Annotated in this window: 13 protein-coding genes; 7 read left to right on the forward strand and 6 right to left on the reverse strand. The window is 30.0% G+C overall.

Annotation, left to right across the window (positions count from 1 at the left end):
* The first annotated feature begins 142 nt into the window (after window positions 1-142).
* The 5 genes from ACXLDF_RS05390 to ACXLDF_RS05410 all read left to right on the forward strand — a co-directional run bounded on the left by ACXLDF_RS05390 (window position 143) and on the right by ACXLDF_RS05410 (window position 6,242).
* Window positions 143-1,336 carry a VWA domain-containing protein gene (locus ACXLDF_RS05390; RefSeq protein WP_457557472.1) on the forward strand — a complete coding sequence of 398 codons (1,194 nt, stop codon included), beginning with the start codon at window positions 143-145 and terminating at the stop codon, window positions 1,334-1,336.
* Between the two features lie 163 nt (window positions 1,337-1,499).
* Complete coding sequence (locus ACXLDF_RS05395) at window positions 1,500-2,516, forward strand: NAD-dependent epimerase/dehydratase family protein (RefSeq protein ID WP_457557473.1); 1,017 nt, start codon at window positions 1,500-1,502, stop codon at window positions 2,514-2,516.
* Between the two features lie 42 nt (window positions 2,517-2,558).
* Window positions 2,559-4,637 carry a methionine--tRNA ligase gene (gene metG, locus ACXLDF_RS05400; protein ID WP_457557474.1) on the forward strand — a complete coding sequence of 693 codons (2,079 nt, stop codon included), beginning with the start codon at window positions 2,559-2,561 and terminating at the stop codon, window positions 4,635-4,637.
* Between the two features lie 399 nt (window positions 4,638-5,036).
* On the forward strand, window positions 5,037-5,228 hold the full coding sequence (locus ACXLDF_RS05405; protein ID WP_457557475.1) for a hypothetical protein: 192 nt from the start codon (window positions 5,037-5,039) through the stop codon (window positions 5,226-5,228).
* Window positions 5,229-5,660: 432 nt separating this feature from the next.
* Window positions 5,661-6,242, forward strand: coding sequence for a hypothetical protein (locus tag ACXLDF_RS05410; RefSeq protein WP_457557476.1), 582 nt, complete (start codon window positions 5,661-5,663; stop codon window positions 6,240-6,242).
* Between the two features lie 94 nt (window positions 6,243-6,336).
* Here ACXLDF_RS05410 and ACXLDF_RS05415 read toward each other — a convergent pair whose 3' ends face one another.
* Window positions 6,337-6,636, reverse strand: coding sequence for a stationary phase-response protein (locus ACXLDF_RS05415; RefSeq protein ID WP_457557477.1), 300 nt, complete (start codon window positions 6,634-6,636; stop codon window positions 6,337-6,339).
* Window positions 6,637-6,827: 191 nt separating this feature from the next.
* Between ACXLDF_RS05415 and ACXLDF_RS05420 the strand changes: the two genes are divergently transcribed.
* Window positions 6,828-7,523 carry a hypothetical protein gene (locus ACXLDF_RS05420; RefSeq protein ID WP_457557478.1) on the forward strand — a complete coding sequence of 232 codons (696 nt, stop codon included), beginning with the start codon at window positions 6,828-6,830 and terminating at the stop codon, window positions 7,521-7,523.
* A 64-nt stretch (window positions 7,524-7,587) separates the two neighbouring features.
* On the opposite strand, the gene ACXLDF_RS05425 is transcribed toward ACXLDF_RS05420, so the two are convergent.
* From ACXLDF_RS05425 to ACXLDF_RS05445, 5 genes are all read right to left on the reverse strand, one after another.
* Window positions 7,588-9,420: a glycoside hydrolase family 2 protein gene (locus tag ACXLDF_RS05425; protein WP_457557479.1), complete on the reverse strand. Its 1,833-nt coding sequence runs from the start codon at window positions 9,418-9,420 to the stop codon at window positions 7,588-7,590.
* A gap of 68 nt (window positions 9,421-9,488) precedes the next feature.
* On the reverse strand, window positions 9,489-10,439 hold the full coding sequence (locus ACXLDF_RS05430) for a radical SAM family protein (RefSeq protein WP_457557480.1): 951 nt from the start codon (window positions 10,437-10,439) through the stop codon (window positions 9,489-9,491).
* 115 nt (window positions 10,440-10,554) lie between these two features.
* The gene (locus ACXLDF_RS05435; protein WP_457557481.1) at window positions 10,555-11,448 is read right to left on the reverse strand and encodes an NAD(P)/FAD-dependent oxidoreductase; all 894 of its coding nucleotides are present in this window, start codon (window positions 11,446-11,448) and stop codon (window positions 10,555-10,557) included.
* Between the two features lie 23 nt (window positions 11,449-11,471).
* Window positions 11,472-12,161 carry a cysteine hydrolase family protein gene (locus tag ACXLDF_RS05440; RefSeq protein ID WP_457557482.1) on the reverse strand — a complete coding sequence of 230 codons (690 nt, stop codon included), beginning with the start codon at window positions 12,159-12,161 and terminating at the stop codon, window positions 11,472-11,474.
* A gap of 51 nt (window positions 12,162-12,212) precedes the next feature.
* Window positions 12,213-12,737: a hypothetical protein gene (locus tag ACXLDF_RS05445; RefSeq protein WP_457557483.1), complete on the reverse strand. Its 525-nt coding sequence runs from the start codon at window positions 12,735-12,737 to the stop codon at window positions 12,213-12,215.
* 168 nt (window positions 12,738-12,905) lie between these two features.
* On the opposite strand from ACXLDF_RS05445, the gene ACXLDF_RS05450 reads away from it, so the two are divergent.
* A complete protein-coding gene (locus ACXLDF_RS05450; protein WP_457557484.1) occupies window positions 12,906-15,896 on the forward strand; it encodes a glycoside hydrolase family 38 N-terminal domain-containing protein in 2,991 nt (996 codons plus the stop codon).
* Window positions 15,897-15,908: the final 12 nt, after the last annotated feature.

The following is a 15,908-nucleotide window of genomic DNA, read 5'->3' on the forward strand; positions in this document are numbered from 1 at the left end:
AATACTCAAAAAAGTATTTAATTTTAATGAATAATCTATCAGAAATATTCATTAAAAAGATACCTTTACCAGCAAATTTTTACGTGGGTATTTTTAATATTTTTAACATCAATCAATATTTGTTGAAGGTCGGAACGGATTCATGAATGAAATGATTACAAATTGGATTCTTTTGGTAGATTGTACTGAAAATATGAAAGAAAATGATTTCCGACCAACAAGATTTCAAGTTGCACTGAAAGGTGTTCAAAAATTCATTCAAATGAAGTTCAAGTTCTTTCCAAAGGAATTTTTAAGTATATACTTATTTAGTAACAAGACACAAATTTTAGCACAGTTAAGTCGTGATTCACAAGCCATTCTTAAGCAATTAATGTCCCAAAAATTCTTAAAAACCCACAATCCAGAAGGAAATGGAGAAGAACTTTATTTTGCGCTTGAGCATGCAGTAGATTCTATCAGGTCACAAATTCAAATAATCGGTGGTCAAAAAAGCAGGATAATAATTATAACAGGGTTAAAAGAAATTCAAATGACTGTTGAAATGGAAAAACTGATAAAAATTATTGAAGGTTTAAATATATATGTTGATTTATTTATTTTTACTTCAAAAAAAAGAGAAAATCCATCAAATAAAATAAATTTCTCCCGCTTCATGGAAAAACTTAATGGACAAATAAATATCATTACCTCAAAAAAAGAATATTATGAAAAAATAATCTCCTATGCAAAACAAAAAGATATGTTAAAAGAGGCGCATCTCAAACCACAATCAAATTCTAATACCAGTGATTCATTGATGGAGATTGCTCAAGATTTGCGAAAACCAACAAACGATGAAATGATACAAATGAAAGATCCATTAAGTATGCTCCGCTGTCAAATTTGTTTTTCAAAAAAATCTCCCATTACTCATAAAGCCATTAAGATTTCTGGAAGATTTTGTCCTCATTGTGGAATTCCGATGCATTTATCATGTGCAGGAACATGGACGGATAAAACAGACGAAGGTGCAAATCTATTCAGATGCCCATATTGTTATACTCTTCTAAAAGTCCCGATGTATGTCTTAAAAGGTATTCGTAGCCGTAAATTTTTGGTTTCTGCAGATGATAAGGCAAAATTTGTTGTAAAAATGATTAAGGTTAAAGAAATTCCCCCTCAAATTGAATCTCTTGATTGTGCATATTGTAATAGACCGTTAATTAATAAAAACGAAAAGAAAATAACAATTTTTAGATGCTCTCATTGTAATGCCCATTATCACATAACATGTTTGGAAAAAATGTATAAAAAATCAAAAATATGCGAAAATTGTGGAAGAAAAATAATTTAATTTTTTTGAGAGAATCAAATTTAATCAAGCCTATATCAAATTAATAAAGAAGATATAGTGCAAAACTTATTCGCACTTAAAGGATTTGGATTTTAAATAAAACTAATCTACACTCAATTATTCAAATCAGAAATTTTTTAAATTTCATTTCTCAACTTCAACCATGAGTGAACCCCAAGTTATTTTAATCACCGGAGCCACAGGTTTTATTGGTTCACATTTAGTTAAAAGAAATTTGCAAAATAGATACCACGTCCGTGCATTGGTTAGAAGCTCCAATCCTAAATATAAAGAACTTGAGACTATGGGTGTAGAAATTGTAATTGGAGATATGACAGATTATGAATCACTAGAACGTGCTTGTATCGGAGTAGATATTATATTTCACTGTGCAGGAGTTGTCACAGATTGGGCACCGCGTGAATTATTTGAATCTGTAAACATTCAAGGGATGGAAAATTTATGCAAAGTTGCAATAAATGCAAAAATTCAAAGATTTGTATATATAAGCACTAATGATGTATTTGGACCAATTGAAGATGTTCTTATTGATGAAACTTTTCCTTTAAAAAAATGGGGTGAACTTTATCCAGATACTAAAATTGAAGCTGAAAAAATAGCTTGGAAATATTACCACGAGTATCAATTACCTGTAACTATGGTGTATGCTTGCTGGGTTTATGGAAAAGGAGATCAGACTTTTATTCCATTAACTGCAGATGCAATCATCAAGAAAGAGATGATGTTTTGGCGAAAAAATGCACATACTTGGCCTACTTATATTGACAATCTCATAGATCTTCTAATAATTTTAAGTTCAAATCCAAAAGCCATAGGAGAAGGTTTTTTATGCCATGATGGGGAAATGATAACTTTTCAACAGTTATGTACAGATTTAGCTGAAGGCTTAGGAGTCAAACCTCCAAAAACTCAAATTCCTTATTTTCTCGCAATAACTATTGCGAAATTAATGGAATGGTGGTGGAAATTAACGAAAAAGAAAACCAGGCCTTTATTAACAACCTATACTGTAAAAAACTTGGGATCTCGACTGAATTTTTCTATTGAGAAAGCAGAAAGAATGCTTGGTTGGACTCCAAAGATTAGTTATCAAGAAGGTTTAAAACGAACTTTAGAATGGTTAAAAACATTAGAACCGAATGAATTTAAGCAAAAATAAAATACCCAAAAATTTGAAAATGGCGCTTCAATATTTAGTGATATGACTAAGAAACGCAAATGGGTCATCACATCAGCCTGGCCTTATGTTAATGCAATCCCACATCTTGGAAATTTAATTGGTTCAGTTCTTTCCAGTGATGTTTTTGCCCGTTATTGTCGCTTGAAAGGAGATGATGTGGTTTTTGTTTCAGGTTCTGATGTGCATGGAACACCTGTGGCAGTTTCCGCAATAGAACAGAAAACTACACCTGAAAAACTGTCACAAAAAAATCATCAACTTATTAAAGATCTTTTTGAAAAATGGCAAATTTCATATGATAATTACACTCAGACACATAACCCCATCCATATTAAGTTTACTCAAGATTTTTATCGACAAGTAGAAAAGAATGGATTCGTCTCAACAAAGACGCAAGAAGTATTCTATTGCGAATATGATAAACTTTATTTACCTGATAGATTCGTTGTTGGAATATGCCCACACTGTGGTTCTGAATACGCTCGAGGTGATCAATGCGATGCTTGTGGAAAACTTCTGGAACCTGAAGATTTAATTAATCCCAAATGCAAACATTGCCAGAAGACACCAATAAAACGTGAAACCACGCATTGGTATTTAGATTTTAATAAATGTGAAAATGGAATTCGTAAATTTGTTGAAAATAACAAATATATTCCTGCTAATGCGCGTACAATGTCTTTAAACTTTCTAAAAGAAGGGTTACCAAGCCGAGCAATTACACGCGATTTAGAATGGGGAATTCCTGCACCCTTTAAAGATGCTAAAGATAAAAGCATCTACGTTTGGTTTGAGGCAGTATTAGGTTATATATCGGCAGTAAAAGAATGGGCGGAAGAAATTAAAAAAGATTCTAAATTGTTCGATAAATTTTGGCATGATCCAGACACACGTTCTGTTTATTTTATTGGAAAAGACAATATTATTTTCCATTTAATTATCTTTCCAGGATTGTTAGTAGCATATAACAAAGATTTACCTCCAGAAAAGCAATTTACAATGCCATTTAATGTCTCTTCCACTGAATTCTTGAATTATGAAAATCAGAAGTTTTCAAAATCACGTAAAGTTGGAATTTGGATAAATGAAGCACTTGAAATTGCCCCAGTCGAATATTGGCGCTATTCTTTACTCAGAAATCGACCTGAAAAACAAGATTCTAACTTTTTATGGAGTCAATTTGGAAATGATATTCTTGAGCTTAACGATATTATTGGAAACTTCATTCATCGCACATTATCCTTTATTACCAAGCGATATGATTCACAAATCCCGGATGGTCCCACTTCAGAAAATATAGATGAAGAAGATCAGACTTTAATTGATACTATCAAATCTGCACCAAGTAAAGTAGGATATCTATTAGAACATTTTCACTTAAAGGAAGCACTAAACGAAATTATTAAAATTGCAAGAGTAGGTAATGTTTATATTAATAATAAAGCACCTTGGAAAATAATCAAGGAAGATAAAATAAAAGCAGGACACACTTTTTATTTAGCGTCTCAAATGGTTCGTACACTCTCAATTCTTCTTTCTCCATTTATTCCTAACGTAGGGGAAAAAATTCTTCAAGCTTTGGGAAGTAAAGAATCTATTAAATCTATTTCTTGGGATTCAGCCTCAGAATTAAAAGTTGAAGCAGGTAGGACAATTCCACCAGCAAAACCATTATTTCAAAAATTGGATATTAAAGAATTACAAACTAAATTAGATATAATTCATGGAATTCAACCTTCTTCGGAAAATAAGGAGTCTTCTTCAGCAAAACCTGTAATTGATTATAAAGATTTTTCCAAATTAGATCTTCGAACAGGCACGATTGTTGAGGCTGAAAAAGTTCCTGATACATCTCATTTAATAAAACTTCAAGTTGATTTAGGTGAAGAATCTCTTCGAACAATAGTTGCAGGTATTGGAAAAACCTACAAAGCTGAAGAATTAATTGGAACCCAAATTATTGTTCTTTCCAATTTAGCACCTAAAAAGATTAGAGGAATTACTTCTCATGGAATGCTCTTAGCCGTGGATCTTAAAAAGAAAGGGACTACGCTAATTCGCCCTGAAAATGGAATTCCTAATGGTTCATTGATTAGATAGAATAAAAATTATCTTTATTTTATTTGAATAAATATCCTTTTTTTTATTTTACTTCATTCATATTATTTTAAGATCTTTCAAAATGAGAACCAGATTTCTCATCTTGTTATATAAAGATATTAAGTGGTAAGTATTGCTAAAAATTATAGATTTTTCATTATAATGAGCATCAAAAACGAGAATTTCAAATTCTGATTAAAACTACAATAATTCAAGCGTTTTTAGACCTAAATCTTCAAATACGATCGCATCTTAAGATTAAAATGGATGTTTAATATGAAAATATCTAAGCAAGCAAGAGAATTTCTTGAACGTCGCAAAAATAATTATAATAATCCAACACTGTTGGTTTACTACGCGCGTTCTAAAGGCTGATGAGGCATTCAAAGAAACGTCAAAGTGAAAATTCAAGAATATCCCTTTCATTCAAATACGGAACTTCATTGGGGGAAAGCGGATTTTATTCCATATCCTCTTTTAGATGCTCCATTTCCAGTCTATTTGGATAAAGAAATGAAATCCTTGGTAGAAAAAGCCACTATAGATATGGAGAAAAGAGGAATGTATAAATTTCTCTCTTTGACTTACTAAAATCTCATCAATGCACCACTTCAACCAAAAGATGATGGTGCATCAAAAAGTTTGGATGCATCGGATGGATTGTAAAATCTGGTTGAATTAACTGCGCAAAATTTTTTCTTTTTTTGAAATTTTTAATCCTTTTTAAAAATATAAGGACAAGTTTATTTATAAGAGAATTCTTTATTTTAGTTAGAAAAATTCGCAATTTTATAAATATTATAAGTTGGGGGGAAAAAAATAGTCCATTATAAGGATAATATTTTAAGAAAAGAAGATTTAGAAAATGAAATCGATATATCTATTAAAGATGATAATGATTCCATTATTTATCCTGAATGGACTATTGATGATGATGGAATTCCATATTGTACCCAACAGACCGATTATAATAAAATAATTGAATCAAATCTTAAAAAACGATTTCCGCATGAATTTGAGAAAATGCTCCATTGCAACCACTGTGAGCATTATCATAATGATGATTGTTATTTTCCCAAGTCAGAAATTGACAAAATAGAACAAGATCGCAATTCTCTGCGAATAAGATGTCAACTTTGCGGTGCAAAAATCGATCGTCTCTTTTCAATTTTAATGAGTCTTTACTATAAGGAGAAATTTGGAGTAACCATGCCTGTTATTTGTTGCTCATGTTATAATTCATTAGAAAATAATACATATGAACGAAATTCAAAACGACGATTGATACTTTTTATTATTAGTTTAATTACTTCAATTTATTTTCTTACAACTTATCTTTTTTCACTTTTTAACTTTCAATGGCTTGGTTTCCTCTTTTTCTTACTTCCATTCTCTTTCTGGGGATATATTTCCCTTCGAGACTTGAAAAATATTTATTACCTACATCAAGGACGAAAGTATTACAAGAAAATAATGAAGGCTGTCAATATTGAAGCTGATGTTGGAAATGATTCTGCTGCTACACGACGTAATGAGTTATTAGATGAAGATGATAAGAAAAGACCAGATGAAGGATTTTTCCATTCACCAGGATATGAGTATTAAAAAGGGAAACTTATTCGCACCAATGGAAATCAAGAGAATTTAAGAGAAATCAAGATTAAAAAAAGGACTATTTATTATTTTGTTGTGAATAACCTTATACATCATGGATTTGTTCTAATAAACTTAAAATTTGGTATATTTGGGTCCGGCTATGAAGCGGACAATTTAAGTCTTGGGCGATGTCTTCCAATAAAGAAATACAATTACTGGCACAAACAATCGCTGTATTATCTTTATCATCGATAGTATCAATTAAATCCAAAGATTCTTGTGCAATTTTGCGAATGTTCCGTGGGACTCCATTGTCTTCATTTATCATATTTAACAAATATTTAACTTGTTCAAAATTTTCCTCATTTTCAGCAATCTTTTCGTTTTTTGATTTTCGTGGCATTACGACCATCTCGCAATTATAATTAAACGTTATTTGTGAAACTCGTTAATAACTATAAGGTAAAAGTTAGATAAAATAACCTATGATTCACGTAGGTAAGTCAAGCATATTTAAAAAAATTTTGGTTTGAGAAATAAAAAAGAAAAAGAGAAAATAGGTTTAAAGGAATACTTTTCCATTATTGCTATAAGATGCTAAATGGAGAGATCGAAATATTCATTCATTATGATAGCTTTACTTTTTTCTATATCAATCTTTCTGCCCCAGAAGAAGAGCCAGCTATCGATATTCAGCTAATGTCTGGATTCTTATCTGCTTCAAATTTGTTTTTTGATGAATTGGGGCTATCTTCAGATAATTTATTTCGTGTTTTGCGAGGAAATTGCGAAATTCGAATGTGTTTAGGAGAACATGTTCATGGGACTTTATTGTTAAAGAATCTCACGAATCTCGATTTAAAGACATATTATGAATTAGATGTTTTGACACGGAGTATAATTCATGAATTTGAAACACATTACCTTCGAGAAATCCGATTATTTATGGATACAGGTAGATATGAATTTCAAGGCATTAAAGAATTTATAATGAAAGAAGTGCAAAAAATGAAGGCTCATATGTATAGTAGTTATCTTATTCAAATTTTAGCAAGTGCGATTAACCAAAATGTGAAGAAAAAGCAATCTCGAGATTTATTAATTTCAATCAACCGTATTTTTAGTGATCTTCCTTTAAATTATCAAGAAATTCAAGATAATCTTGATTCAATTCGCCAAAAGATAATTGAATTTGAAGAAAAGCATATTACTTTCGCTAAGATTATCGAAAAAATAAATAACGAGAGTAATCAAATTTGGGATTTATTCCAAGTTCCAATAATCGAATGAAAGATATAAAATAATATCAGAAAAAGAGAAATAAAGGAGAAAGATTTTCAGATCTGAATCCCTTTTATTGATTATTTTTTACAGCATCTGCCCATTTTTGATATAATCGTTGGACTATATAAAAACTAATTTTTGGTTGACGATGCACATCTACAATCCCCTTATTGTTCAATTCTTGTGGTTTGTCCCGAAAACCGCTGTAAGGACTAAGTCTAAAGTCTTGAAAATGACCAATGCAAGCACCTGCAATGTATTTTTTACTAATTATTTCTGAAATATAAGCGCGCAAAAGATCATACTGGAAATTTTCACTCCAATGTGCATTTGCAAATGATTTATTACCAACAATAGCTTCAGCACCGAATTCCAATAGAACTAATGGTTTTAATTTTCTTTCCTGATGTTGTTGCTTAATTGATTCCCAAACTTGATCAATAAATTTTGCAGATTCACTTGGTGAAGTGTTATAATGACTATACCAACCAGAATCAGTTCGTGTACAAATAAAATCTACTAAATCAAATGTTTTATCTTCTAATGGATTTTTGGATACTAAGGAATGTGTACGAAAAGGATCTAATTCACGAGAGAGTGACAATAATTCTTGCATGAATTTTCTTCCTTCTTCGGTATGAGTCTCACAATCACTTGAAACTAACCAAGTAATAATGGAACAATGATTTTTATCTCGATGGATCATTTCCCATAATTGTTTCTGTGCATTGGTGAGATAATCCTTAGTATAATCATCTCTTGAAAATCCCCAAACAGGAATTTGCTCCAAAACTAAAAATCCCATTTCATCTGCCAATTCCAATAACGATTCATGGGGAGGAAAATATGTTGTGCGAATACAATTTATATTTGCATCTTTTAGAATATTAAGATCGTTATAAATTAATCGAGGGTTCAGTGATGAGCCAACATCTGGGTGATCGTCAAATCGATTTATTCCACATAAAACAATCTTAGAATTATTCAAATAAAAATTATGCTCATTGACATAAAAATCTCGGATACCCCAACGTATATTTTCCCTATCAATTTCCATTCGATTCTTTTCTTCAATTAATTGAAAAGTAATATCATACAGATAAGGATTTTCTGGTGACCATAATGTAGGCGTTTCCAAAGGAATAGTCGTATTAATAAATTGAATTTCTTTTTCATTCATTCGAATTGGAACTTCATGAGTGATTTGATTAAAATTGTCGTTAACAGTAACTAAAACGCTTCCTTTGAATGGTTTAGAATATTCTCGATAATCTTTGATAGAAAAACGAATATTAAGGTTTACTTGGCATTTTTGATATCCTTGTCCTACAGGTCGATCAAACTCTATTTTGTTAGTAATTTTAATATCGTCAATACAAATTTTGGAGGTTTGTTTCAAATAAACTTGTCGGTAAATACCACCGTAATTCATCCATGGAGGGTTTTTTCCCCATGGTATTCTATTTGGAGCATAACGATTATCTACTTGGATAACTAATAAATTTTCTTTTCCAAATTTAACAAAATTGTTAATTTCAAACCAAAATTTAGTATAACCTCCTTCATGAAAGCCAACTTTTTGTCCATTCAGCCATACAGTAGTTTTATAATTAGATCCATTAAAAACTAAGGTTATTTTTTTACCATTTCCTGAACCCCACCGTAAAGGTAAGAAGAAGGAGGTTTCGTACCATCCAGTACCAAAATGGTAAAAATTTCTACGGTTTTGATAATAGGACCAAGTAGATGGCACATATACTTTCAAACGACGAGAATCATAAGGAATTCCTGTTTCATACCATTTTTCAGTAATTCCTGGATCTTCACCTTGATCATCTTGTGAGAGTCCGAATCTAAATTTCCAAAATACATTTGAAAGTAAGATACGCTTTAAATCCGCCATTATCGTTTTAAAATTTCACATGCCATATAAAAATTCACAGTAATAAAAAATGTTTAACAAACCTACACTTATAATGGAATTTCATATTCACTGCAAGTATAATTTTCTTTTAATTTCACTTCTCCATGGATAACTTTTGTGGCATATTGACCACAATTAGAACCTATCTGATTTTCTTCCCATTCACCAATACTTAATATTGTTTCATAACCAATTTTTCGAAAAGAATCACATATGTTTTTATTGTTTAACATGTCTAGTGTTATTTTACTGTTTAGTTTGTTCTGTTTAGCTTGGTTAGTTGGATTAATAGGTGTAATTTTAATTAAAAATTTCTCAGGATCGAAAAATGGAATAAGATTTTCAGGAATTAATTCAACACCTTCTCCTACTGCAAAATTTAATGTTATTTTTCGATCTCCTGTTTCATGCCATAAATTTCCATAACGAGAAATTTCATCAAATGACCAAATAGGAATTGGAATTATTGAGTGTCGATCTTTTTGATTTGTTGAATGAATAGAGAATTGAAGTTGAAAATGCCCATTTCGATAATATTTCTGCTTTATTTTTAATAATTCTGTGAAAAATTTCGAAGCCTTAATTGGGGCCACCGTGCTTATACAAGGAATTAATCCTGGGGCATTTACCAATTTTGGAAGTTCTGTTAATAATTCTAAAACAGCTTCATTTAAACTGGGTTCACCCATGCGAGCAAATTGAATTTTAAATTTCTTTACAGGAACATTTAAATCTGGATATCGTTCAGAAATCATATAATGTAGTTGTTGCCACATTCCATCTTTTGAGATTTTTCCATGATAATATTCTCCAGCATCGCACATTAAGCAACCAATGGGACAGCCGTATAAAGTAGATAGAATCAAAACCCATTTTTCTTCATGGGAATATGGAGGTTGCACACTTTCAACAAATTCAACAATTTCATTATTGTAACGGCCAATGTATAAAGTTGCTAATTCAGGTTTACCAAATTTTCTTAAAATTTCTAATTCCAATTATTTCACCAAATCAGTATTTACTAAATTTTATGTGAAAAAATATATACAAATTAAATTACAGTAATGAAAATAAAAAAAGTTCTCTAAAATTTTAAATTTCCTTCTTATTTTGTCAATTTCTTACCCATATTTTGCTCAATTTCATGGCAGCTTGAATTCCATCACCCATAGCGATACTAATTTGTCGAAAGTTAGGATGAGCAAAATCACCAATTAAATATAGGCGATGTTTGACTTCTAATTCATTCAATAATTCCCTTAATTTTGATTTAATTAATTTTTGATTTGGTTGGCGCCCAATTGCAACAAAAATATGATTAACATCGATAGATCGTTTTTCATTTAATGAAGAAGATTTTGACAACAAGCGAACACTTTTATCCATCAAGAAGATTTTATCAACTGGAAAGTGGGTAAAAACTTTAATTAAATTATGAGATCTTACGAGTGCTTGTAATCGGGGTAAAGCTCTTATCTTATTTGAACGAACCAGTATGATAATTTTATTATTTTTATTGACTAGGTTTAAAGCGTAATCAAAAGCTACATCTCCCCCTCCAATTATAGCGATTGTTTTATTTTGAATATTAGTTTTTTTTATTTCATAATTAAGCAATTGATTTTCATAAGCAATTTTTTCTCCAGAAATATTCAGTTTAGAAGGAATGGAACCAATTGCCAAGATCATATATGAAGAAGTATATATTTTTTCATTTGTTTTAATTAAAAATCGCTCATCTTCATAATCAACACTTTTAACTTGACAAAAGATAATTGGAATGTTATGTTGAGAAATGGTTTTCTCTAAAGTTTCAGATAAGTTGACTCCTGAAATTCCTGAAGGATAGGTAATTAAATTCTCAATTAGATATGCGTTTTTGACACATCCACCAACTTCAATAGATAATATAATAAAGGGTATTTCCTCCCTTTTCAGTTGCAGAGCTGCAGCAATCCCGGCAGGTCCAGCACCAATTATCACAATAGGTACGTAATTATTGCACATTATTCTCTCCAATATTTAATTATTTAATCATTTGGTTGTTTGGTTATGCTATTACTAAAATTTAAAATTTCTAAATAACTTAAACAGACACTAAATCCATGAGCAAGAGCGCGTAAACTTCCAATATGAAGATCTTCAGAATAAGTAGCAGTTGCATCAATTACAAAGAAAGTTTGGAAACCATGCATGAAAGCATCCCTGGCTGTCGTTTCGCAGCAAAGATGAGTCATTAGTCCTGTAATTACAACAGAAGTGATTTCTTGAGCTCTTAAAATTGAAGATAATTTTGTTTGATAGAAAGCGCTGTAATATTTTTTTTTAAGAAATATAGTTGTTGAAGGAAAAATTAAAGCTGAATAAATCTGAAAATCTTTTGATTTTTTTCCAATCGGATGTTTCCACCATTTATTCATTAAATTTTTTTCATTATTATTTTCAGGAATATTATAATGTTGAGTAGCAATAATTGGTAAATTCAATCTATCGAATAGAAAAATTAATTTTTGAATATTTGAAATGATTTCTAAACCAGAAGGAATAAATGCATGTGATTTTTCCTCGAGAAATACATTTTGCATGTCTAATACAAGAAGTGCAGTATTTTTCAAGATGAATGGAAAAGGACGATAAGGTTTAATATTGGAAAGTATGCTGTTCCATTCAGAAACCTTCATATTTCCATTATGTATTGTATAATATTTTTCTTTCTTCATTCCAAGAGCAATAATATCTCTTCAAAAAAGAAAGCTTCGCTGAAAAAAATATCAATCAATTATGGAATTCTGGGGAGAAGGAAAATATTCATCAATAATTTCTGCAAGAATATTAACAACTGTCTCTTCACCATATTTTATGGCAAGTTTACGCAAAACTGAACCAATTTTCATCTTTAACTTATTGTGTTGTGAATTATCAAGGTCAGGAAGCTTTTCTTTTAAATCAAAATATTCTAATGCATCTTTTTGCGAAATTTCTTCTCCATAAATTTTGTTTTCATGAAAATGAACTACAAAAAATCCATGGAAAAGCACTTCTTCTTTGCTTCCCCGCTTAAAAACACATTTTTGCTCTATAATATCCCCTTCATTAAAATTAGATTTTTTAAATACTATTTTTCCATCAAGTGTATAAGTTCGAAGAAAAGTTCTATCAAATATATATTTCTCTCCCCGAGTAATTTTAGCAATGTAATTAACCGACTTTGGAGATTCTTCCCAATTTTCAGGAATATAATAATCTCCATAGTATTCACATAAAAGACAAGTTAATTCGCAGATCTGTGTTTCCATTTTAATTTACACGAATTTTATTTCTCAAAGAATAAGTAAAAATCTGTTGTAGAACTATTATAATCCGGATACATTATTAATTTTATAGATTATAAAATAACTCATATCAGATATTTTATTATTTCCGACAAAAACTTATTAAGGAAATGGTTTCCACTCTAGCTATTAATGGTATTTTCAGATCTGCTATTTATAGGTAAAAGATGGTTCTATCGTATAAAATACAAAGAAATAATTCAAAAATCAGTCAACAGAAAATCAGACGATTTAAAAGATAAAAAAAATAATTGTTTTTTCTTCAATATGATAAAAATTTGGCCATTCACTATAAAAAACCGACTTTCTGATATGATTGATAATAAAATGGGTCAATTCTTTCAGGATTATCTTATTACTCGAGAAAAAGATCCTTTTATAGATTTATCAATGAGTATAAGTCCTCTTATTTTTCTTGAATGGACTCGGAAATACTATAATGAAAATTTCCGGGACATTCAAAATATGATTCAAACAAAGGAATGGGAGTTAGTAAACGCTGGATGGGTCGATTTTTTACCTGAAATGTTATCTGGAGAACTTATTATTCGACATTTGCTAATGGGTCAGCGTTTTCTTTTGAAATGGTTTCATAAAGAATGTTCTACTTTGATCTTGACAAATCCTAAACACTTAGATTCTCAAATTATACCGATTCTTTCACAAATGGGAATTTCACAACTTCTTATAGTTTCATTTCAAAAAAAAACAAATTATTTGAATCTTCCTTTAAACTTTATTTGGCAAAACAAAAACAAAACCAATATAAATGATATTCAAAAAACAGATAAAGATATTGATGAATTAACTGCAACTTTCACGCCTATTTTATCAAGTATTAATAAAACTATTAATTTTCAGAAAAAATGGATAGAAAATAATGCTAATACAAGCTTTCCCCTAATTCTCTATAATTCATTTCCAAATCGCCTAAATAGAATGCTTCCATTAAGAAAAATAATAACTGCACAAGCATTAGAATCAATAAAATTAGGAAGAATAGTCTCACTTCAAGATTATTGGTCTTTTATTGATAAAATTAGAGAGGATTTACCTGTTTTATCCACGAATATTCATTATTCAGAAGATTTTCCTACTCAGCATCAAATTTCATTTATAAATTCTCATATTAAATCTTGTGAGCAGTTGTTCTTTCAGACAGAATTTCTATCCCTTTTTTCTGGAATTTTTGGCGGACCGCATTTTCAAGATGAATTGACGAACCTTTGGGAACTCTTTTTAAAACAACATAATCAAAGTCTTATTTCAGGGCAGGTTATTACAGAGGTTCTTCGAGATAGTGCAAAAGAATTTAATTCGATTTTCTCAGCTTTATTTAGTACTCAAGAAAATTCCATGATGCATATTGCACATTCTATGAAATTGACTTTAAATCACGATGTTTACAGTGTATTTAATTCTCTTTCTTGGAAACGGTCGGGATATTTAATACTTCCTGCACGCTCCTTTGCTCATGTTTTAGATGCAAATAATCAACCATTAATGACTCAAAATATTGCATATTCTCCCTTTACTTTTAACCGTGAAATTCAATTGGGATTAACATTTGTGGAAGGTTTAAATTATCTAAAAAACATTGAACAAGAATTAGAAGATATTCGTGAACTCCAAGATTTAAATGTACAAATTGATTATAATGATGAAGATTTCGATAGAAAAACAGCTAAAGATAAACTGTATGCCTTTGAAAATGCAGAAAAGGAAAATTTATTGATTTATCTCCCTCCGCAAGCAGAAATTTATCCTTTTGGAATAAGCAATATTTATGGAATTAAATCATCGATAGAAATACAAAATCGAGAAAAATTATTAATAGAATATGGAAATGATTTTATTTTTGAAAATAGTCTCATCAAGGTAAAAATCTCTAAAGATACAGGTTATATTAATTGGTTAAGCGAAAAAATTTCTTCAAATTCTGAATTAAATCTGTTAAAACCAGATGGATATTATTTCAATATTCAATCTTCTTCACAAATTTTGAAATCTAAATCTTCAATTATGTATCCTGTAAAAAAACTTTATCAAAATCTAAAGGAATTTAAAATTAAATCAATTCAAATTGAAGAAAAAGGCCCAATTCGCTATTCACTTCGATGTCATTATCATAAACTACATTCAGGAACAGAACTTCATGTTAATTACTATTTTTACCATAAATCTAGCAGAATTGAAGTTGAAACATTAGTCAATTGGCAAGAAACCCATTCTGTATTGCTTTTTAATTTTGAAACATCAAAATTAACTCCAGAAATAACTACAAAATCGATTATTGGGTTCGAATCCATCGAGATTTCAAATAATTCGGAATTTCTACTCAATAATATTAGAAAAGAAAGAAAAAGAAATGAATATAATAGTGAATCAATGATTGATCTTAAAAGTCGAGAATTTATTATCAGACGAACTATAAATAAGCAATCTAATTTATATTCTGGTGAGGGAATTGCTTTTTTTGCTCAAAATAAACATTATATTCATGTTGATTCAAGCAAAACAACCATTAAGCTTATTGGTTCTCAAAAAACAATTAAACCAAAAACAAGCCAAATCTCATTAGATTCTGATTATTCTCAGCAGATACGTATTCAAGAAATGGGTTTTCACCGCATATTATGGTCTTTAGAACCTGTGTCTGATAAATTCAATGATTTAGAAATATATCATCATTATCAAGAATATAATACACCCTTAGTGGCTGTTCCAACGAATGCAGTCCATCCTTCATTTTCATTAATTGATGTTTTTCCGAAAACCATCGAAATAATGAGTGTAAAAGAAATGGAACCCTACATGCGTGAAGCACCAGAATGGTTTTACCATCCTTCCATGAGTGAACTTCCTTTCATCATTCGCTGTGTTAATTTAGATAAATCTGAACCCATGACAAACGTAAAAATTACACTTCATAAGAAAATTGAAATAAAAGAAGTAACTGAAATTGATCCTATTGAAAAAATTATTAACCAAAATATTCAACCTGGCGAAATTCGTATAGTAGGACAAGAATTGCATTTTCAACTTAAACCAATGCAAATCAAAACAATTCTGGTTGTATGTAAATTGCCATTAGAAAATGACGAAGCACTTATGAATAATTAAGAGAAAATTATT

It is taken from the genome of Candidatus Harpocratesius sp., from assembly GCF_054039255.1.

Bases quoted from the DNA above. Each gene is read 5' to 3' on its own strand.
- ACXLDF_RS05425 (WP_457557479.1), bottom strand. From the start codon at position 9,420: ATGGCGGATTTAAAGCGTATCTTACTTTCAAATGTATTTTGGAAATTT.
- metG (WP_457557474.1), top strand. From the start codon at position 2,559: ATGACTAAGAAACGCAAATGGGTCATCACATCAGCCTGGCCTTATGTT.
- ACXLDF_RS05450 (WP_457557484.1), top strand. From the start codon at position 12,906: ATGGTATTTTCAGATCTGCTATTTATAGGTAAAAGATGGTTCTATCGT.
- ACXLDF_RS05445 (WP_457557483.1), bottom strand. From the start codon at position 12,737: ATGGAAACACAGATCTGCGAATTAACTTGTCTTTTATGTGAATACTAT.
- ACXLDF_RS05435 (WP_457557481.1), bottom strand. From the start codon at position 11,448: ATGTGCAATAATTACGTACCTATTGTGATAATTGGTGCTGGACCTGCC.
- ACXLDF_RS05390 (WP_457557472.1), top strand. From the start codon at position 143: ATGAATGAAATGATTACAAATTGGATTCTTTTGGTAGATTGTACTGAA.
- ACXLDF_RS05440 (WP_457557482.1), bottom strand. From the start codon at position 12,161: ATGAAGAAAGAAAAATATTATACAATACATAATGGAAATATGAAGGTT.
- ACXLDF_RS05410 (WP_457557476.1), top strand. From the start codon at position 5,661: ATGCTCCATTGCAACCACTGTGAGCATTATCATAATGATGATTGTTAT.
- ACXLDF_RS05415 (WP_457557477.1), bottom strand. From the start codon at position 6,636: ATGCCACGAAAATCAAAAAACGAAAAGATTGCTGAAAATGAGGAAAAT.
- ACXLDF_RS05420 (WP_457557478.1), top strand. From the start codon at position 6,828: ATGCTAAATGGAGAGATCGAAATATTCATTCATTATGATAGCTTTACT.
- ACXLDF_RS05395 (WP_457557473.1), top strand. From the start codon at position 1,500: ATGAGTGAACCCCAAGTTATTTTAATCACCGGAGCCACAGGTTTTATT.